Annotated in this window: 21 protein-coding genes; 10 read left to right on the top strand and 11 right to left on the bottom strand. The window is 65.8% G+C overall.

The window, feature by feature from the left end; genetic code table 11:
- Positions 1-44: 44 nt before the first annotated feature.
- The 4 genes from DFR24_RS03520 to DFR24_RS03505 all read right to left on the bottom strand — a co-directional run bounded on the left by DFR24_RS03520 (position 45) and on the right by DFR24_RS03505 (position 3,359).
- A complete protein-coding gene (locus DFR24_RS03520) occupies positions 45-905 on the bottom strand; it encodes a PepSY-associated TM helix domain-containing protein (protein ID WP_246051499.1) in 861 nt (286 codons plus the stop codon).
- A 5-nt stretch (positions 906-910) separates the two neighbouring features.
- The gene (locus DFR24_RS03515) at positions 911-1,468 is read right to left on the bottom strand and encodes an FMN-binding protein (protein ID WP_133879949.1); all 558 of its coding nucleotides are present in this window, start codon (positions 1,466-1,468) and stop codon (positions 911-913) included.
- 264 nt (positions 1,469-1,732) lie between these two features.
- The gene (locus tag DFR24_RS03510) at positions 1,733-2,203 is read right to left on the bottom strand and encodes a group I truncated hemoglobin (RefSeq protein WP_133879948.1); all 471 of its coding nucleotides are present in this window, start codon (positions 2,201-2,203) and stop codon (positions 1,733-1,735) included.
- A gap of 64 nt (positions 2,204-2,267) precedes the next feature.
- Positions 2,268-3,359, bottom strand: a complete 1,092-nt coding sequence (locus DFR24_RS03505) for a DUF3034 family protein (protein ID WP_133879947.1) — start codon at positions 3,357-3,359, stop codon at positions 2,268-2,270.
- Between the two features lie 709 nt (positions 3,360-4,068).
- Here DFR24_RS03505 and DFR24_RS03500 point away from each other — a divergent pair.
- The 3 genes from DFR24_RS03500 (at position 4,069) to DFR24_RS24325 (ending at position 6,406) form a co-directional block, all read left to right on the top strand.
- Positions 4,069-5,460: an OmpA family protein gene (locus DFR24_RS03500; RefSeq protein WP_246051498.1), complete on the top strand. Its 1,392-nt coding sequence runs from the start codon at positions 4,069-4,071 to the stop codon at positions 5,458-5,460.
- A 273-nt stretch (positions 5,461-5,733) separates the two neighbouring features.
- Positions 5,734-6,036 carry a BON domain-containing protein gene (locus tag DFR24_RS03495; RefSeq protein WP_133879945.1) on the top strand — a complete coding sequence of 101 codons (303 nt, stop codon included), beginning with the start codon at positions 5,734-5,736 and terminating at the stop codon, positions 6,034-6,036.
- A 208-nt stretch (positions 6,037-6,244) separates the two neighbouring features.
- On the top strand, positions 6,245-6,406 hold the full coding sequence (locus tag DFR24_RS24325) for a hypothetical protein (protein WP_162851017.1): 162 nt from the start codon (positions 6,245-6,247) through the stop codon (positions 6,404-6,406).
- On the opposite strand, the gene DFR24_RS03490 is transcribed toward DFR24_RS24325, so the two are convergent.
- Positions 6,393-7,304, bottom strand: a complete 912-nt coding sequence (locus tag DFR24_RS03490) for a LysR family transcriptional regulator (protein WP_133879944.1) — start codon at positions 7,302-7,304, stop codon at positions 6,393-6,395. The genes DFR24_RS24325 and DFR24_RS03490 overlap by 14 nt on opposite strands.
- A gap of 76 nt (positions 7,305-7,380) precedes the next feature.
- Here DFR24_RS03490 and DFR24_RS03485 point away from each other — a divergent pair, with 76 nt between their 5' ends.
- Both DFR24_RS03485 and DFR24_RS03480 read left to right on the top strand, forming a co-directional pair.
- The gene (locus tag DFR24_RS03485) at positions 7,381-8,610 is read left to right on the top strand and encodes an acyl-CoA dehydrogenase family protein (protein ID WP_133879943.1); all 1,230 of its coding nucleotides are present in this window, start codon (positions 7,381-7,383) and stop codon (positions 8,608-8,610) included.
- 11 nt (positions 8,611-8,621) lie between these two features.
- Positions 8,622-9,305: a histidine phosphatase family protein gene (locus tag DFR24_RS03480; RefSeq protein WP_133879942.1), complete on the top strand. Its 684-nt coding sequence runs from the start codon at positions 8,622-8,624 to the stop codon at positions 9,303-9,305.
- A gap of 80 nt (positions 9,306-9,385) precedes the next feature.
- Here DFR24_RS03480 and DFR24_RS03475 read toward each other — a convergent pair whose 3' ends face one another.
- Positions 9,386-10,597: a GGDEF domain-containing protein gene (locus tag DFR24_RS03475; RefSeq protein WP_133879941.1), complete on the bottom strand. Its 1,212-nt coding sequence runs from the start codon at positions 10,595-10,597 to the stop codon at positions 9,386-9,388.
- A gap of 333 nt (positions 10,598-10,930) precedes the next feature.
- Here DFR24_RS03475 and msrA point away from each other — a divergent pair, with 333 nt between their 5' ends.
- Together msrA and DFR24_RS03465 are read left to right on the top strand one after the other, a co-directional pair.
- Entirely contained in the window at positions 10,931-11,680 is a 750-nt protein-coding gene (gene msrA, locus DFR24_RS03470) for a peptide-methionine (S)-S-oxide reductase MsrA (RefSeq protein ID WP_133879940.1), read from the top strand.
- Positions 11,681-11,735: 55 nt separating this feature from the next.
- A complete protein-coding gene (locus DFR24_RS03465; RefSeq protein ID WP_133879939.1) occupies positions 11,736-12,665 on the top strand; it encodes an ROK family protein in 930 nt (309 codons plus the stop codon).
- An 87-nt stretch (positions 12,666-12,752) separates the two neighbouring features.
- Here DFR24_RS03465 and DFR24_RS03460 read toward each other — a convergent pair whose 3' ends face one another.
- From DFR24_RS03460 to DFR24_RS03450, 3 genes are all read right to left on the bottom strand, one after another.
- Entirely contained in the window at positions 12,753-13,136 is a 384-nt protein-coding gene (locus DFR24_RS03460; protein ID WP_133879938.1) for a glycine zipper family protein, read from the bottom strand.
- Between the two features lie 77 nt (positions 13,137-13,213).
- Entirely contained in the window at positions 13,214-13,780 is a 567-nt protein-coding gene (dcd, locus tag DFR24_RS03455) for a dCTP deaminase (RefSeq protein ID WP_133879937.1), read from the bottom strand.
- Positions 13,781-13,785: 5 nt separating this feature from the next.
- Positions 13,786-14,220: a rod shape-determining protein gene (locus DFR24_RS03450; RefSeq protein ID WP_162851016.1), complete on the bottom strand. Its 435-nt coding sequence runs from the start codon at positions 14,218-14,220 to the stop codon at positions 13,786-13,788.
- A 173-nt stretch (positions 14,221-14,393) separates the two neighbouring features.
- On the opposite strand from DFR24_RS03450, the gene DFR24_RS03445 reads away from it, so the two are divergent.
- On the top strand, positions 14,394-15,215 hold the full coding sequence (locus DFR24_RS03445) for a hypothetical protein (protein WP_133879935.1): 822 nt from the start codon (positions 14,394-14,396) through the stop codon (positions 15,213-15,215).
- Between the two features lie 86 nt (positions 15,216-15,301).
- Here the strand turns inward: DFR24_RS03445 and apbC are convergent, their stop codons facing one another.
- Entirely contained in the window at positions 15,302-16,384 is a 1,083-nt protein-coding gene (gene apbC, locus DFR24_RS03440) for an iron-sulfur cluster carrier protein ApbC (protein ID WP_133879934.1), read from the bottom strand.
- A gap of 127 nt (positions 16,385-16,511) precedes the next feature.
- Between apbC and DFR24_RS03435 the strand changes: the two genes are divergently transcribed.
- Positions 16,512-16,970: a flavodoxin family protein gene (locus DFR24_RS03435; protein ID WP_133879933.1), complete on the top strand. Its 459-nt coding sequence runs from the start codon at positions 16,512-16,514 to the stop codon at positions 16,968-16,970.
- An 85-nt stretch (positions 16,971-17,055) separates the two neighbouring features.
- Positions 17,056-17,526 (top strand): SET domain-containing protein, encoded by a 471-nt coding sequence (locus DFR24_RS03430; protein WP_133879932.1) that lies wholly within the window; start codon positions 17,056-17,058, stop codon positions 17,524-17,526.
- Between the two features lie 30 nt (positions 17,527-17,556).
- On the opposite strand, the gene DFR24_RS03425 is transcribed toward DFR24_RS03430, so the two are convergent.
- Positions 17,557-18,021: an acyl-CoA thioesterase gene (locus tag DFR24_RS03425; RefSeq protein ID WP_211346580.1), complete on the bottom strand. Its 465-nt coding sequence runs from the start codon at positions 18,019-18,021 to the stop codon at positions 17,557-17,559.
- Between the last annotated feature and the right edge of the window lie 50 nt (positions 18,022-18,071).

The raw sequence follows: 18,071 nt of genomic DNA, 5'->3' as shown, positions 1-18,071 counted from the left end.
GAAAATCACCCCTGAAAAACATCACAGCCGCGCCTGCCACCCGCTCAGGACCTGCGCTTGCGGCTGGTCCGCCACCACATCCATACGCCGCTGATCGCGAGGAAGATCGCCGCGAGTCCGACCGTGTTGATCACGTACACGCCCCCCCGTCCGAAGATTGCGCCGCTGTGCGCATCCACCAGGACATGCTCGAGGGTCACGTACGGACGCGAGAACGGCATCAGCTTGTCGCGTTCGGGCGCCGGCAACTCGGTTGCCGTCGACCACTCCACCTGCGCCGGATCCACCGGCTTCCAGCTCGTGCCGCCGTCGCTGCTCTGGAACGCATCGAGTTCCTGCACGGCAATGCTGCCGGGCACGTCCTTGACGGTACCGATACGGCGCACTTCGCTGATCGGAAGAATCGGAGAGCGCAACTCGTCGTAGCGCTTGCCGTCCAGCGTGACGACCGCTACGTGCTCCTGGTTGGCCAGGAACAGCAGCGGCTCCTTTTCGGTTCCGCCAGCGACCAGACCCAGCGGAGCCTTGACGGGCGGCAGCACCGGTTTGGCGTCGAGTACCGTTCCTTCGGGTGTCACGGCCAGCCAGTGGCCATTGGCACCGAAACCCGATTCCGGCGGTTCCGGTTTGAGCCCGTACAGCCACATCACCGGAGCCCAGTAGATGCGATCCGTGTCGTAACCCCAGCTCGGGCTCTGGTTGATCAGGATTCCACTGAATCCCAGCCATCCCATGAACACGAAAGCGAACAGTCCTGCGCGCTTGTGCCAGTCACGCAGGAAGATCGTGAGATTACGGCGCGGCTTGACCGGCAACGGGGACTGGCGCGGCGCCGGCTTGACGGCCGCCACGGGTCCCGCCTCCATGGCGCCCGCCTTTGCCAGCAGCGGATTGGAGTCGCCCACCGGACTCACACCGCAAGCTGGTCGAGCGCCAGCGCGGTCCGCGCCATGCGCTGCATCATCTTCACCGAGTACGTGGCGCCCGAGATGTTGTCGACGTTTTTGTCGATACCGGCACCGGCCGCCTTGGCACCCACGAGCTGCTGCAGGAACGACGGCTGCCCGATCTGCTCACCGCGCGACTCGCGATAGATGAGCACCTTGGCGCGTTCGATCGATGCATCCTTGACGACGAATGCGCAGGTCGTCGGCAGATAGCCGTCCTTGCCCAATTCGTCGAAGATCCACACCGTCTTGCCGTTCGCACGCCAATAGCGCATGCGCTGCGGCAGCGGCTGGATGAGCTGAACCGGTGCAGCACCCACGGCGACCGATTGGGCGACCGGAACTTCAGCGCCGAAGACTTCCTCGAGGAAGACTTCAGGCTTGATGTTGAATTTGTAGAACTGCTCGAGTCCTGCGGCCGCACTGCGGCCGGCGAATGCACCGAAGGGAAGCATCATCAGTGCGCGCAATACCGAGCGCCTGGAGGTGCTACGCACGATGTGCGATTCGGGAGCGTTCATTTCAGCGCGATTCGTGTACCCCGCATCCACCTCAACATCCAGATCGGGGCGAAAGCTGTTCGATTTCGTCTTCATGTTTATTGGATTCTCTCGTTTGGGCCTGTTCGCGTCGGATAAGGGCCTGACTGCGCAATCTCGCGCGCCACGCTGAAACGAAGCTCCAGAGGCACGGCGACGCAACCGCCATCCCTGTGTTCCCTGGAGCTCCGGATTTCACGCTGGTCCCACCGACGTCGTTATGGGTGAAGCCTGCTCAACGGACGCTTAACGCGTGACGATGTCGTCGGTGAACGGCGCGAGTGCCGCGATCACCTGGTTGCACGCCCAGTAATGCAGGTTGATGCGCTCGCACGCGTTGTACGCCGCTTCCACGACCGCGTTGAACTGCTCCATGTTGATGTTCAAGTCGGCATGGGCGGCCGTCATGCTGGCGCCCTGGTACTCGTTGGGACCGCCGAGGACCATCGTTTCGAGCTGCGTGTTGAGGAAAATCTGGCGCTCGGGATTGCCGAATTCCTTGAACAGGAAGTTGATGCGCGTGTCGAGCATGATGTAGTGGAACAGCGCGACAGCCCACTCGTGCACGCCGTCCTTTCCGCCCCACATCTCGAGCGAATTGGAAGGAATGCCCGGGATCGGGTTGGTTTTCTCTTCGGCCGCGAAAGCCGACTGCATGGCCACGCCCGACAACAGGGCGGCAGCCAGAAGGGTTGCGGTGACACTCTTGCGATTCATTGTGACTCTCCGTGGTGGTGTTACAGCCGTGCAGCGTGATCGGGGATCCGGCCTCATGTCCGACTTAGAACGTGAGGTGGGTCGACAGGTAGAAGCCGTGCTGGTCAGGCGTCAGCGTGATGTTCCCGAGCATCGCGTAGGCCACGACGAACGAGATGCGCTTGTTCGGTGCGTAGGCGAAGAACAGGTCGTACCAGTCGTCCTCGTGCTGCGTGAGCGTGTCGTCGAGGTGGTCGAGGCTGACTCCTGCGACGTCCGTCACCGGACCCAGAGCGTCGGTGATGGCACCCACGAGCTGACCGGTGCCGATGCCGTTGAGGTTGACGCCGACGTTGTCCAGACTCGTTCCGTGCTGCGCGTACTCCGCACCAAAGGCAGTGTTCTTCGCCACCAGGGTTGCGATGGACACCTCGAGACGCATCTCCTTCTTGTCATCCTTCTTGCCGCTTCCGCCGTTCGTTCGGTCCTTGTAGCCAAAGCCCGTCAGACCCGTCTGGTTGGCCGAGGTGTAGCGACCGGTCAGGTTGACCAGCGTGCTGAACGGAAAGTAGACCTTCGTGACGCTGACATAGGCTTCCCAGTCCTTCCTCTTCGCGGCCTGCAGCGTGGTCAACAGATCCTTGTTCTTGTTGTCCTTGTAGAAGCCGCCGATCGACACCTGCGGAATCAGGCTGTCGGAGGTGTAGACCGCATCGCCGAACAGGCGAAGCTTGGCGCCGAACACGTCCATCTCGATCGTCGTGTTGAACGGCTCGATACCGGTGTCCCCCACGACGCCTGGCAAAATACCCGCGATCAGGCCGACGGTGTCGAACGTACTGCCGGTGGGCAGCGTGCTGCGCGTGAACGACAGCTCGAGACGATCGTAAAGGCCAACCGAAGCGCCGTAGGAATTGAGGCTGTAGTTGGGCAGATACGCGTAGGTGTAGTGCAAGCTGCCGTTGATGCCGTCACGCGTGCCATAGCCGTTGATCACGGCCCAGGGGGTGATACCGCCACCGCCCGCGCCATCGATCGTGGCTACGCCACCCGTCAGCAGCACCTTGCCGTCGTTGTAGAAACCCGCCGCAGCGTTCCCGCTGAACAGGCCTGCAGCGAGGATCGCCGCAGCCTTCAGGAAGCTTCCGGTTCGTGCCGCTCGCTCGTTACGTTTCATCGCCCCAACTCCTTGGTCTTAGATCTCTAGAAGTAGAAAAGAAAAGCACTTCAACCCTTCCGCGAGCAGATCGACTGACTCCCTTGTCAGGCGCGCGAAAAAATCAAAAAAAAACGTCCACGCATTGGCCTGTTTCAAGCCAACAACGTGGACGTTGGTGTCCGGCTGATCCGGCAACACTGCTGGATCGGTTACCGCCGTGATCCCCCTGTGCGGAATCACGGAACAGTGGCAGCAAACGCTATGCCAACTTTGCTGCAGCACCGCATGAACCCCGAAGAGGCCTGTCGCAGCAATCGGAGTCGTCGCTACCGGAGGTGACCCACCATAAGGATCACGAGCGCGCGCGGGCGGTTCGTTTTATCTGGGGGTTGCCGGCCCTGCCCTTCGCCCCGTTTCAGTGCCGCAGTTCCAACACAGGGCAGCAGCGTTCTCTCGGGACACAGCCCCTCCGGAAGATCTCGATTGGCATGGGTGTTGCTGCCTTTGGCGCATGCCGTTCCCGTGTATTTCGGAGCGGTGGGTGCAGCGAGTCAGAGTCGCCTTGCCAACCCGCAGGACATCGACGTCCATCCGCTCGCAGGAGCGGGTGGATTTTTTTTGTCCCGCGATTCGTCGCGGTGCGTAGCAAGTTTTCCTCAAGAACTCATAAAGGGAATTCATGAACAATTTCGGAATAGGGGTCCGCTCGGGATTTCGACCAGGCCTGATGGCGCTGGCGGTTCTCGCAACTTTCGGATCCGGTACCGCGCTCGCGCAGGACGACAACCGGTTCTACATCGCGCCGATGGCGACGTACGTGCTGTCGGACAAGGATCGCGATGCGGACGATGCGCTCGGCGGCACGCTGGCGCTCGGCACGCGGCTGTCGAAGAGCGTGGAGTTCGAGCTGCGTGGCACGTATCTCAAGTACAAGGGCGACGACGACGGCGAGAGCAGCAAGATCAAGGGCGTCGGCTTTGGTGCAAATGCCTTCCTGAAGGGATCCGGCGGTCCCTACCTGCACCTGGACGTGATGGGCGGGGACGAGACGCTGTTCAACGTGGGCCTGGGCTGGGATTTCCTGTTCAAGAACGCGTTCGGAATCCGCGCCGAGGCGCTGTATCACTCGCAGTCCAACTCCACGGACGACAGCCACGACGAGTACAAGGAGCCGCTGTTCAACCTGGGCCTGCGTATTCCGTTCGGAAAGGCGCCCGAGCCGCCGGCTCCGGCCCCGGTGATGGCAGTGGTCGCGGAACCACCGCCGCCGCCGGTCTGCAGCGACGGCCTGGACAACGACGGCGACGGCCTCATCGATTTCCCGGCGGACAAGGGATGCAGTTCGGCCGACGACGGCGATGAAACCGATCCGGCACCGAAGTGCGCACCGCCGATTCCGGGCCAGGCGATCAGCCTCGACGGTTGCGGCGTCGGCGACGTCATCGTGCTGCGCGGCGTGAACTTCGACTTCGACAAGGCCACGCTCACCGTCAACGCCAAGAGCATCCTCGACGGGGTTGCGACGGCGCTCGAATCGCGTCCCGACATCAAGGTCGAGCTCGGCGGACACACCGACGGCAAGGGCTCCGACTCGTACAACGAGGCGCTGTCGGATCGTCGTTCGAAGTCGGTCAAGGATTACCTGACCAAGAAGGGCATCGCGACGTCGCGCATGACCACGAAGGGTTACGGCGAGTCGATGCCCGTGGCGACCAACGACACCGACGAAGGACGCGAGCTGAACCGTCGTGTCGAGCTCAAGGTGACCGAGTCTTCGGGTGGCGGTGTGTCGGTTGCGCCTCCGGTGCCCGTGGACGCGACAGTCGCACCGCCTCCGGCCGCTGATGCGCCTGCACCGGAATCGGCGGCAGCAGCCGGCGGCAGTTCGGTGGTCATCGAGAACTTCGCATTCTCGCCGGCGACGCTCACGGTTGCGGTCGGCACGACGGTGACGTGGACGAACCAGGACGGCTCGAATCACTTCGTGAAGTTCACCGATGCGGGTAGCGAGCGGTTGAAGAAGGGCGCGACCTACACCCGCACCTTCACCGCAGCCGGCAGCTACACGTACGAATGCAGCATCCATCCCTCCATGACCGGAACCATTGTCGTGCAGTAGATGCGCTGAAACGTTTCTCTCCCTCTCCTAGAGGGCCTCCCTTGGCCCGCCAGCTTCCCGCTGGCGGGCCTTTTCTATTTATGGGTCCCTTCACGGGCCTGATTCTGGTGCACTGCAACAGGGCTGACGCGAATCCAAAGGGGCAGAGCCGGCGTAAAGTAGTGCACGAGCAGGGAACCAACGGCGCTTCTCGACTCGGTCCGGTAGTGCCGGACCCCGGCAATGTTGCCGGCCCTCCGCAAAGCGGATCGTTTCCCACCCTAGGAGTGCCCCATGAAACTCGATCGCGTTCTGTTGATTCCGTTGGCGGCCCTGTCCCTGTTCGCCGCCGCTCCGAGCCTTGCCGCTGAAGGCGGTGCGTCCACCGACGAGACGATCACTGCCAACGTGCAGGCGGCGCTGGCAGCCGACAAGCGTCTGCAGGTGCGTGAGCCGCTGCAAGTGCGCACGCGTGCCGGCGTCGTCGAGCTTATCGGCGAAGCCGAGTCCGCTTCGATGGTCTACCGCGCCGTCGAAACGGCGCGCAATGTGGACGGTGTCAGGGAAGTCGATTCGCACCGACTTGATGCGCCCTGACCCGGTATCGGGCCCGCGCGTCGCGTAGCGCGACACAACGACGCTGCAGGACGGCGGTGCACCCAGGAATCGACTTTCCGATTCCGGTGCGCCGCCGTCTTTTCAGCGGCACGAACATTGCCCTTTGATCCCTGCGAGGGTCTGCGCCGACCCCGCTCCCCGCGGCCACTGCTGTCCGCCCTGATCAGATGAAGTTTCAGGAGCCGACATGCCCGATCCAATGCTGTTTCCGTTTCTCGACACCGCGGTGCGCGTCATTGCCATCCTGGTGCTCTGCGCAATCCCGGTGCTCATTCCCCTGCCCTCGTCCGGTCGCACCAGCAGCCGCACGCCGCGCACCGCGTCGAAGCGCGCGCTCACATCCGAGTGACGTCTCCCTGCAGCCGCTCGCGCAGCCATCGCTGCACGGGCAGATCCTGACCCTGGCGATGCCAGTACAGGTGCAGGTCGATGGGCGGCAGTTCCATCGGTAGCGACAGGATCCGGAAACCCAGTGCGGGCCGCAGCAGCTGGGCGTGCTCGCGCGGCATCGTCAGCAGCATCTCGGTTTCCGCCACGACGCGGCACGCGGCCTCGTAGTTCTGGCAGCGCAGCGCCACGCGCCGCTGCAGGCCCAGGCGCCCGAGCAGGAATTCCTCCATCGTCGGTCCCGTCCTGCGCGACGACACGGCGACGTGATCCGCGGCCATGTAACTGGCCATGCTCAGGCGCCGCGCCTTCGACGACACCACGCACAGGCGATGCTGCCGCCAGGGTTCGTGCACGACGTCGGCCTCCGTGGGCCGCGCCACGTCGATGCACAAGTCGATGCGGCCGGCGGCCAGGTCCGTCCTCAGCGCCGCACGATCCAGCCGCACGCTCGCCAGCAAGGCCTGCGGCGCGGTCTCCCGCAGCGCGCGCGCCAATGCCGGCAGGACCATCGGTTCGAGCTCGTCGGGCATCGCCAGCGTCACGCGCCGCAGGTCGCGGGCCGGATCGAAGGCCACGCCCGGCCGCAAGGCCTCCTCGAGCCGTGCGAGCGCGTTCTGCACGCCGGGCGCCAGCTGTTCGGCCCGCGGCGTCGGCACCACGCCGCGTCCCTTGCGCACGAACAGCGGGTCGTCCATGCGCACCCGCAGCCTCGCCAGCGAATGGCTGACGGCGGACTGGGACAGCGCCAGCAGCTGCGCGGCACGCGTGAGATTGCGCTCACGGTAGATCACGTCGAACACCGCCAGCAGGCTCAGGTCGGTGCGCCGAAGCGCATGCCCATCATGAATTCGGCTCATGGTCATGGATGCAGAACAATCAGTTCTTGAATTGTACCGGCCCCCGTAGGATGTCGGTCTCACCAGGAGAACGACCATGGATTTCGAACCCAGCCCGCGCGCCAAGGATTACGTGAAGCGCGTCCGCGCCTTCATGCAGGAACACATCTTCCCGGTGGAGAAACAGCACTGGGCCGAGATCCACGACGCCCGCCACGGCGGCGACTGGCGCGAGTGGAAGATTCCGCCCCGCGTGGAGGCGCTCAAGGCCAAAGCCAAGGCACAGGGTCTGTGGAACATGTTCCTGCCGGATGCCGAATGGGGCGCCGGCCTGTCGATCCTCGAGTACGCGCAGGTCGCCGAGGAAACCGGCCGCAGCCTGATGGCGCCCGAGATCTTCAACTGCTCGGCGCCCGACACCGGCAACATGGAAGTGATCTGGCGCTACGGCTCCGACGAACAGAAGCAGCGCTGGCTCAAGCCGCTGCTCGAAGGCGAGATCCGCTCCGTCTTCTGCATGACCGAGCCGGACGTGGCCTCGAGCGACGCCACCAACATGCAGGCCACCGCCACCGTCGAGGGCGACACGGTCGTCCTCAACGGCAAGAAGTGGTGGAGCAGCGGCATCGGCGATCCGCGCTGCAAAGTCGCGATCTTCATGGGACGCACCGAGGACGCCAACCGCGACCGCAAGCACCAGCACTCGCAGGTCCTCGTGCCGCTCGACACGCCGGGCGTGGAGATCCAGCGCATGCTGCCGGTGCTCGGTGATTTCGACGAGCCGCACGGCCACGGCGAAGTCCACTTCAAGAACGTGCGGCTGCCGTTGTCCGCCATCGTCAAGGGCCCGGGCATGGGCTTCGAGATCGCGCAGGGGCGTCTGGGGCCGGGGCGCATTCATCACTGCATGCGCGCCATCGGCGCGGCCGAGCAGTCGCTTGATCTGGCGATCGACCGCGGCACCAGGCGCGTGGCGTTCGGCAAGCCGCTGATCGACCTGGGCGGCAACCGCGAACGCATCGCCGACGCGCGCATCGCGATCGACCAGTGCCGGCTGTTGACGCTGTACGCGGCCTGGAAGATGGACAAGGTCGGCGCGCTGGCCGCGATGACCGAGATCTCGACGATCAAGGTCGCCGCGCCGCTGATGCTGCAACAGGTCGTCGACATGGCGATGCAGATCCACGGCGCCGGCGGCGTGTCGCGTGACTTCGCGCTGTCCGGCTTCTTCGCACAGGCGCGCATGCTGCGCCTGGCCGACGGACCGGACGAGGTGCATCGCGCCGTCATCGCGCGCATCGAGATGGCCAAGCGCAGGGCCGGCTGAAAGCCAGGCCCATGAGCGCGATCTATCTCGTCCGCCACGGCCAGGCGAACTTCGGCTCGGCGGATTACGACCGGCTCTCGCCGCTGGGCATCGAGCAGGCGCGGATCGCCGGCGAGGCGCTGCGCACGCGCGTGCCGGTCGTGCACGCCGTGATCAGCGGCAACATGCAACGGCAGACGCATACGGCCCGCGTGTGCCTCGACGCCATGGGATTCCCCGAGCAGACCTTGCTCGGGGATGGCGGCTTCGACGAATACGATCACGTCGACATCGTCGATCGCTTCATGGACCGCGCGGCGATGGGCGCGGCGCTGAACGCCGCGTCCGATCGCATGCGCGCGTTCGAGGACCTGTTCTCGCAGGGCATGAACCGCTGGCAGTCCGGCGCCTACGACGGTGAATACCGCGAGACCTGGTCGGCCTACCGCGACCGCTGCCTGGCTGCGCTGGACCGGGTCGAGACCGCACTGTCGGGCTCGCAGACGGCCCTGGTGTTCACGTCCGGGGGTGTCATCGCGGCGATCGCGCAGAGCCTGCTCGATTTTCCGCAATCACGTTACGCGCCGTTCAACTGGCGCCTGGCGAACGCCGGGATCAGCAAGATCGTGTGCGGCAAGAGCGGCCGCTTTCTGGCGACGCTCAACGAGCACGGTCACTTCGAAGGCGCGCACGCGAAGTTCCTGACGTACCGCTAGCTCGCCGTAGCCCGGACGAAGTCCGGGATCCCGCTTTGTTGACGGGAGAAATCCCAGGACTTCGTCCGGGCTACATCGGGTCAGATCGGCGGCATCACCGGAATCGAGAGCCGCGAATCGTCCGCGTCGATCAGCCGGTCGCGTCCGCTGCGCTTGGCCTGGTACAGGGCGCGGTCCGCGCGAAGAATCATGTCGGTGGCGATCTCGGTCGACGCATCTTCCTGCGAAGGACAGGCGAGCTGGACCAACCCGCCCGATGCGCTGACCACGGCACTCGTCGGCGACGCGGCGTGGGGAATCCGAAGCTCGCTGATGCCGCCGCGGACCTTCTCCGCCAGCGACGGACCCACCGCGATCTGCGCATCGAACCAGACCGCCGCGAATTCCTCGCCGCCGATGCGCGCGCAGAAGTCCTGCGGGCGCCGCATCGCCTCCTTGAGCCAGTGGCCGACGCGGCGCAGGCAGTCGTCGCCAGCAGGGTGTCCGTAGCGATCGTTGTAGTACTTGAAGTGATCCACATCCAGGATCATCAGCGCGATGTTCTTGCGCTCGCGTGCCGCCTGCCGGATCAGGTGCACGAACATCGCATCGAAGTAGCGGCGGTTCGGCAGGCCGGTCAGCGCGTCATGTGCCGCCTGCTCCTCGAGCTTGCGCCGCTGCCGCCAGTTCTCGCGCGCCGAGTACTCGAGCATGTAGGTCGCGATGGTGGACAGCACGAACAACATCCACATCGAGATCACGTCGTACAGCGCACCGGAGCTGTACCCGAATCCGTGCAGCTGCATCAGGCTGACGATCAGCATCAGCGACGTCGCCCAGGGCAGCAGATAACTCAATCGCAAACGACCGAGCAGGCAGGTTCCCGAGATGGCGAGCACGGCGAAGTCGTGCGGGACATGAAACCCGTGGGCCGGTCCGATCACCTGCTGGAACGTCAGCCCCATGACCGTGAGCATCATCGCAAGAACGGTCGCGGGCGCGGACCAGCGGCGCAGCCGGTACGCCCAGGTCATCAGCATTGCGAGCAGGATCGCCGGGATCTGCACGCCGAACTGCATCGCTCGCGCGAAGCCGGCAAAGCTCTCGGGCATCCGCAGCAGAACACCGTCGTAGAGCGGCGTCATTCCCACCATCACGACGCCGAGCATGCACAACGTCATCCGCGGCGAGACGGCCGCCGCCTCGTAGTCGATCCGGAACTGCGCTTCCTCGTCGTGGGCAAAGCGGAGTCTCGCCAGCTCGTGGGCAGCGCGGACTTCCGAGCTCAGAGACGGCAGGTTGGGGTCCGACATTCGACCAGGAGCTGCCTGGAACCGCCTCGTCGTTCTTTCTTTGAATGGACATTGTAGCGATCACGGTATTCCGCGGTCGGATACGGAACGTGGGGCAACCCCGGGGGTGCAGCGTCGAATGACGTGAGCTCCGGATCCGGATCGACACCTCCGTGGGCACTATTCCGCGAACGAAGCGTCACAAGGTCCGGATGCAGGGAGATACCGGGCCCGGAACCGCGAGCGCAGGCTGCGCCTCTGTCCGACGTTCCGTTGCGGCGTGCTCGCGCCACTGGATTTGCTGGTACCTGCCTGGCTGCTTTCGCCGTTTTCGTTGAACCGGAGCCTCGCGAAATGAATCGACCGCCCCTCGCCGCACACATCGGGTCCTCCGCCGTACGCCGTCCCGGACTGCGCGTGCTCGCCGCCCTCGCCGTGCTGGCCGCCCTGATCCTGACGCTGCCGCAGCTCCGGGCGGAGCCCGCCCCCGTCATCCCCGCGCCGGCCGCGGACGAGACCGGGCTCGAGGGGCCAAGCGCGACGGCCGTATTCGCCGGCGGATGCTTCTGGGGTGTCCAGGGCGTCTTCCAGCACGTCGACGGCGTGCTCAACGCGGTGTCCGGCTACGCCGGCGGCGCGGCTTCATCGGCGCACTACGATGACGTGGGCTCTGGCAACACCGGGCATGCGGAAGCCGTGCAGATCACCTACGACCCCCAGCGCATCACCTACGGCCGCTTGCTGCAGATCTATTTTTCGGTCGCCCACGATCCGACACAGGTCAACCGCCAGGGTCCGGATCGCGGCACGCAGTACCGCTCGGCGATCTTTCCGACAACCCAGGAGCAGGGCCAGATCGCAAAGGGCTACATCGCGCAACTCAACCAGGCGCACGTCTACGGCGCTCCTATCGCGACGCGCATCGAGCCGGGCAAGACCTTCTACCCGGCCGAGGCCTATCACCAGGATTTCCTGGCCCGCAATCCGAGCCACCCGTACATCGTGATTCACGACCTGCCCAAGGTCGCCGAGTTGCGGCGCGTATTTCCGGAGGCGTACCGGGCCAAACCCGTGCTCGTATCGGCGGTAGCGGCGGCAAAGTAGCGGCTGGAAATGGGCGACGAGCCAGAATGGAGGCCCGTCCTCCACCTGCTTCGACATGACCGCGCACGAGCCCCGGATCGGCATCGACCTTGGCGGCACCAAGATCGAAGGCATCGTCATGCAGCCGGGATCGCGGATCTCGCACCGGCTGCGCGTCGCCACACCGCGCGGCGACTATGCCGGCCAGGTCCGCGCCATCGCGGATCTGGTCGCGCAGCTGGAACGCGATAGCGGACACAGCGGCCTGCGCGTCGGCATCGGACATCCGGGCGCCGTGTCGCCCGCCACGGGGCTGATCAAGAACGCGAACTCCGTCTGTCTCAACGGACGGCCGCTGCAGGCCGACGTGGAAGCGATGCTGGACCGGCCGGTGCGCATGGCCAACGACGCCGATTGCCTGGCCGCCAGCGAGCAGTCGGACGGCGCGGCAGCCGGTGCGTCCTGCGTCTTCGCCGTGATCCTGGGCACCGGCGTCGGCGGCGGCATCTGCATCGGCGGCCGGCTGCTCGCCGGACCCAACGCGATCGCCGGCGAATGGGGCCACAACCCCCTGCCCTGGCCACGGCCCGACTGGGGCGAAATACCGGGCCCGCTGCACTGGGACGGACGCCACGGGCCGATCGAAGCCTGGCTGTCGGGGCCGGGCCTGGCGGCCGATCACCTGCGCGTCACGGGTGCCGAGCTCGCGGGCGAGGCGGTCGTCGACAGAGCCCTGGGCGGCGACACGGCCTGCGCCGCCACGCTGGATCGTTACGAGGACCGGCTGGCCCGCGCGCTGGCGACGGTGATCAACCTGATCGATCCCGATGTCATCGTGCTCGGCGGCGGGCTGTCCCGCATCGAGCGGCTTTACCGAAACGTCCCGGCGTTGTGGCCGTCGTGGGTGTTCAGCGATCGCGTCGACACGCGGCTGGTGCCGGCGCTGCATGGCGATTCGAGCGGCGTGCGGGGTGCAGCACGGCTATGGCCCGATGGCGGCGCCTGAACCGCGACGCCACCGTAGCCCGGACGAAGTCCGGGATCCTGCTTCGTTGTTCGCCGGAAACCCGGACTTCGTCCGGGCTACGGTTTGCTAATTCAGCACCCGGTAACCGCGACCGCTCAGGCAGTTGCGCAGCACCTGTTCCTTGCTGTTCTCGCCCTTCGCGATGCCGCTCACGCTGCCCTGTGCGCCGCCGGTGACGCCACCGACAGCCGCACCGCGCGCTGCTGCCGTGCTGTCTCCGAAGATCGCGCCGGCTGCGCCGCCGACGACCGCACCGATCACAGCGCCCAGGCCAGCACTCTTGGCGATGGTGCCGCCCGAGGACACCTGTTCGACATAACCCTCGCACTCGCGACGGTCCTGCTGATACCGCGACATGTCCACGCCCTTGGTATCGACGATCACCTGGTTGTTGGCACACCCGGCGAGGCCGAGCACGAGTACCGACAGGACAATGAGCGAGGCTTTCATGACGGAATCTGGTTCGAGACTTGGGACCTAGGTTACTCCGACCGCCCCGGCATGCGCTGTGCGCCGGGTCACGCCGCTCAGGTCTTGGGCAGCGTCACGCCCTTCTGCCCCTGGTACTTGCCGCCCCGGTCCTTGTACGAGGTCTCGCAGACTTCGTCGGATTCGTAGAACAGCATCTGTGCGACGCCCTCGTTGGCGTAGATCTTCGCCGGCAGCGGCGTCGTGTTGGAGAACTCGAGCGTGACGTGTCCTTCCCACTCCGGTTCCAGCGGCGTGACGTTGACGATGATGCCGCAGCGGGCGTAGGTGCTCTTGCCCAGGCAGATCACCAGCGTCGAACGCGGAATGCGGAAGTATTCGACGGTGCGCGCGAGTGCGAAGGAATTCGGCGGAATGATGCAGACGTCCGATTTCACGTCGACGAAGCTGCGCGCGTCGAAGTTCTTCGGATCGACGATCGTCGAATTGATGTTCGTGAAGATCTTGAACTCGTCGGCGCAGCGCACGTCGTAGCCGTAGCTGGACGTTCCGTAGCTGACGATCCGGTGCCCGTCCGGCGCGACGCGCACCTGCCCCGGCTCGAACGGTTCGATCATTCCCTGCGCCGCCATGCGGCGGATCCACTTGTCGGACTTGATGCTCATGAAGATCAGTTTCTCAATTTGCTGAAAAGCGCGTCGTTGATGTCACGGTCGGCGAGCTCGGGTCCTTCGTAGACCGCGATCCTCCGGGCCCCGCAATTGTTCGCGAGTTCCTCGAAGGCGCGCCGCTCGATCGGCGTCAATCCGCCTTCGAGCTCGTGCTGTGGATGAATCAGCACCCGCAGCAGCGGCCGCGGAAATCCGTGAATGCTCTTGGCGAAGCTTCGCACCAGACCGGCAAGAAGGGCGTCCGCCACGACGAAATCCCCGACCGGCACGCGCGGATGCCGGAACGGATGCGCCAGCACGAGGCCCGGACGGGCGGGCGCACCGAGCGCCCCCTGCCCGACCGCGATCACCTGCCGGCGCCTGCCGTCGTCCTCGATGGCGACCACCGCGGGCGCGTCCAGCGAGTGCCCACGCCCGACGTCGCGGATGCGCACGCGGTCGGCACAGATGCGCACGTAATACGTGGCCGTCAGCCAATTCAGCAGGACCATCGAGTGCCTTGGATTCCCTGTCGCCGTTCCCGCCCGTCGTAGCCGGTGATTTTCGCATCATTGCGGGGGCGGCACCGGTGCTTGCGACCGACGAGGCGCAACCCCAGGATGCCGCGATGCCGACCCGCGCCCTGATTCTCGCCGTCTGCCTGCTCGTCGTGACGGCGGCGGCGGGCACGCTGTTCTGGCTGTTCTCGAGCGGCACTCTGCGAAGCGCCTGTGCGTACGGGTCGGGCACGACGCGCAACAGCTGCAAGCCCCGGCCCGAGCCCGGCGCATCCGAACGCGCGGCTGCCCTCGACGGCACGGCGCTGGCCGCGGCGCTCGAAGCGTTTCGCCGCAGCGCGGATCGCGACGCACCCGTCGTTGGCGTCGGCATCAACCGCTGGGGCGAGGTCTCGATTGCGCTCCCGACCGGCAAGACCGGCATCGGCGTCCCTCGCGAGCGCTTCGTGCGTACCGGGCGCCGTGGCGAGCCGCTCCGCGACATCCGCCAGGCCCTGTACGAAGACATCTCCGGATGGATCCCTTTCGACATCGATCAGGTCCAGCCCGAGCGGCTGGCCGAAGCGCTCGCCCGCGCCGATCGCGCCGCCCGCTTCGTCAGCGCCAGGCTCGAGCCCTCGTTCGGCGAAGCGGGCCTGGCGTGGCGTCTCAGTTTCGCCACGCGAGGCCAGCAGGATCCGCAGGGCGCGATGTACGCGATGGCGATCGACGGCCGCGGACTGTGCCGCCTCGACAGCTTCTCGACCTCGCCCGGCGTTCCGGCCTGCAACCTGGCGCGGCTGCCGCATACGCCGATGCCGTCGGCCCAGGCGGATCAGGCTCCGGCTGCGCCTGCGTACGACCCAGCCCTCGCCGATGCGTTCGCGCAGATGGCTTGCGTCAAGAATGCGAAAGGCGATGTCGCGGCGCTGCAGCGGTGCGTGCAGAAGTGAGCTGTCCGTAGCCCGGACGAAGTCCGGGACGACGCTGCGTTGATTCGGGTGCCCTCCCGGACTTCGTCCGGGCTACGTCGAGCAATTCAATCGTCGCTGACCTGGATATCGGGGAAATCCGATTCCAGCCCGCCATGCGCGAGGCGCGCCGCCGCGCGGCGCGCGATGTCGCGGTAGATCTTCGCCAGATCCGACTCCGGGTCCGCCGCCACGGTGGGCTTGCCGCCGTCGGCCTGCGCGCGGATGCGCGCATCCAGCGGAATGCGGCCCAGCAAGGCCACGTCGAACTGTTCGCTCATGCGCTCGCCACCACCCGACCCGAAGATCTCGGCACGGTGTCCGCAGTTCGGACAGCAGTAGAAGCTCATGTTCTCGATCAGGCCGAGGATGGGCACCTCGACCTTGCGGAACATCTGCAGGCCCTTCTTCGCATCGATCAGCGCGATGTCCTGCGGCGTGGTCACGACGACGGCGCCCGACACCGGAATGCGCTGCGACAGCGTGAGCTGGATGTCACCGGTGCCCGGTGGCAGATCGATGACCAGGTAGTCCAGCGCCTTCCAGTGTGTCTCGTTGAGCAACTGCATCAGCGCCTGCGTCGCCATCGGGCCGCGCCAGACCATCGGCTGATCCTCGTCGATCAGGAATCCGATGCTCATCGCCTGCAGGCCCAGCGCCTCGATCGGGTTCATGCTCTTGCCGTCGGGCGACGTCGGCTTCTCGCTGGTTCCGAGCATGCGCGGCTGGCTCGGGCCGTAGATGTCGGCGTCGAGCACGCCGACGCTCGCGCCCTCCGCGCGCAGCGCCAGCGCCAGGTTCACGGCCACCGTCGACTTGCCCACGCCGCCCTTGCCCGAGGCCACGGCGATGATGTTCTTCACGTTGGGCAGCGCGGCGAGCTTGGCCTGCACCGCGTGGCTGCGCACGACCCAGCCGACGGCGACATCGACGTCGGCATCCAGGGACTTTCGCAGCGCGGCCTTCAGGTTGGCGGCGAACTCGTTCTTGTAGCCGTCGCAGGGGAAACCCAGTTCGATGCCGACCTGCGCGCGGCCATTGCGCACCGAGACCTCGCGCACCACGTCGGCCTCGATCAGGCCGCAGCCGAGCACGGGATCGACGTAGGCGGCCAGCGCCTGGCGGAGGGATTCTTCGGAAAGGACAGGCATGTCGGCGTCGCGAAGTCTGCGGAACGGGCCGCGAGTGTATAGCGGCGGAGTCTGTCATTCTGCCCGGCAAGACCAGCGCCCCAGGGCGTGAGGCGGCACGCACACTGCGATGCGGCCGGACCCGCGCATGAAACATCTGCTCATCGTCTACAGCACCCAGACCGGACGCACGCGCCAGCTCGTGATGGCCGCCCGCGAGGGTGCGCTGGAACTCGCCGACGAGGTCGAGGTGCGCACGCTGCGCGCCGGCGATGCCGGCCTCGACGACCTGCTGTGGGCGGACGGCCTGCTGATCGGTTCACCCGAGAATTTCGGCTATCTCTCGGGCGCCGTGAAGGACTTCCTGGACCGCACCTACTACCCGGCCGAGGGCAAGACCATCGGCCTTGCCTACGCGATGCTGGTCTCGACCGGCAACGACGGCAGCGGCGCGGTGCGGGCGCTCGACCGCATCGCCGCCGGCTACCAGTGGAAGCGCGTCAGCGAGCCGCTGGTGCACAAGGGCGAACTCGACGACGAGGCCCTGGCGGCCGCACGCGAACTCGGGCAGACACTCGCGGCCGGCATCGCCTTCGGCGTGTTCTGAGCACCGCGTTGCCCGCCTTCGTGTGCACTGGCACGCGGAGTGCTGGACAATCGCGTCCCCTCAGACACCGCTGCAACGAAGATCCATGGTTCGCACCATCACCGTACGTCGCTCGCCCATCCACGGCAACGGCGTTTTCGCGGCCCGCAATCTGCCCGCCGGACACACCGTCATCGAATATCGCGGCCGCCTCTGCACGCACGACGAAGCCGACGACATCTACGCAGGAACCGCGGAAACCGGACACACGTTCCTGTTCACGCTCAACGACGACTACATCATCGATGCCAATCGTCGTGGCAACGACGCCAAGTGGATCAATCACAGTTGCGATCCGAACTGCGAGGCCGTGATCTACGAGGCCAAGACCCACGGCACGGCCCGCGACCGCATCTTCATCGAGGCGCGCCGCCCGATCCGCAAGGGTGAAGAGCTGACGTACGACTACGGCATCAAACTGGACGTGCGGCACACCGCGCGCATGCGCAAGCTGTGGGCCTGCCGCTGCGGCATGACCAGCTGCATCGGGACGATGCTGAAGCCCAAGGGCCGCTAGGTTCGAACAACGGCCAGCCCTGCGCGGTGATCACGCGGCTGACAAATAGCCCGCGTGATCGATCATCCGTCCGGGCGCACCACGCTCGAGCCGTTCGCGCATATCCGCGGCAACCGGACGCTTGGTCAGCGTGGCGTGATCGACCAGTACGTAGACCGTCTCCGATTCACAGATCACCATCGGGTTGCCGGCGACCCGGAATTCGACGCGCAGCGTGAACGAGGTATTGCCGATCCCCATCGTCGTGACCGAGCCTTCCAGCACGTTGTCGTAGCGGGCCGGGGCACGCCATTGCGTCGTCTGGCGCACGAGCTGGAAATCCAGTTCCGCGGTCACCATCTGCTCGCCGTAGCCAAGCGCCCGCAGGAACTCGGTGATGGCCAAGTCGATGTACTCGCCGTAGCGGGCGTTGAACACGACTTTCTGCGCATCGCACTCGCCGTAACGGACGCGCAGGTAATAGCGGAACGGCTGGCTCATCGGCGTCGAAGGCATGGGGTGGATGCGTCATTGTGAGACCAAACCCCGGCGCGTAGCATCGCAGC

It is taken from the genome of Panacagrimonas perspica (genome assembly GCF_004364935.1).
Classification (GTDB): Bacteria; Pseudomonadota; Gammaproteobacteria; order Nevskiales; family Nevskiaceae; genus Panacagrimonas; species Panacagrimonas perspica.
The sequence above is the reverse complement of the archived record's forward strand: the minus strand, read 5'-3'. Positions and strand labels throughout refer to the sequence as shown.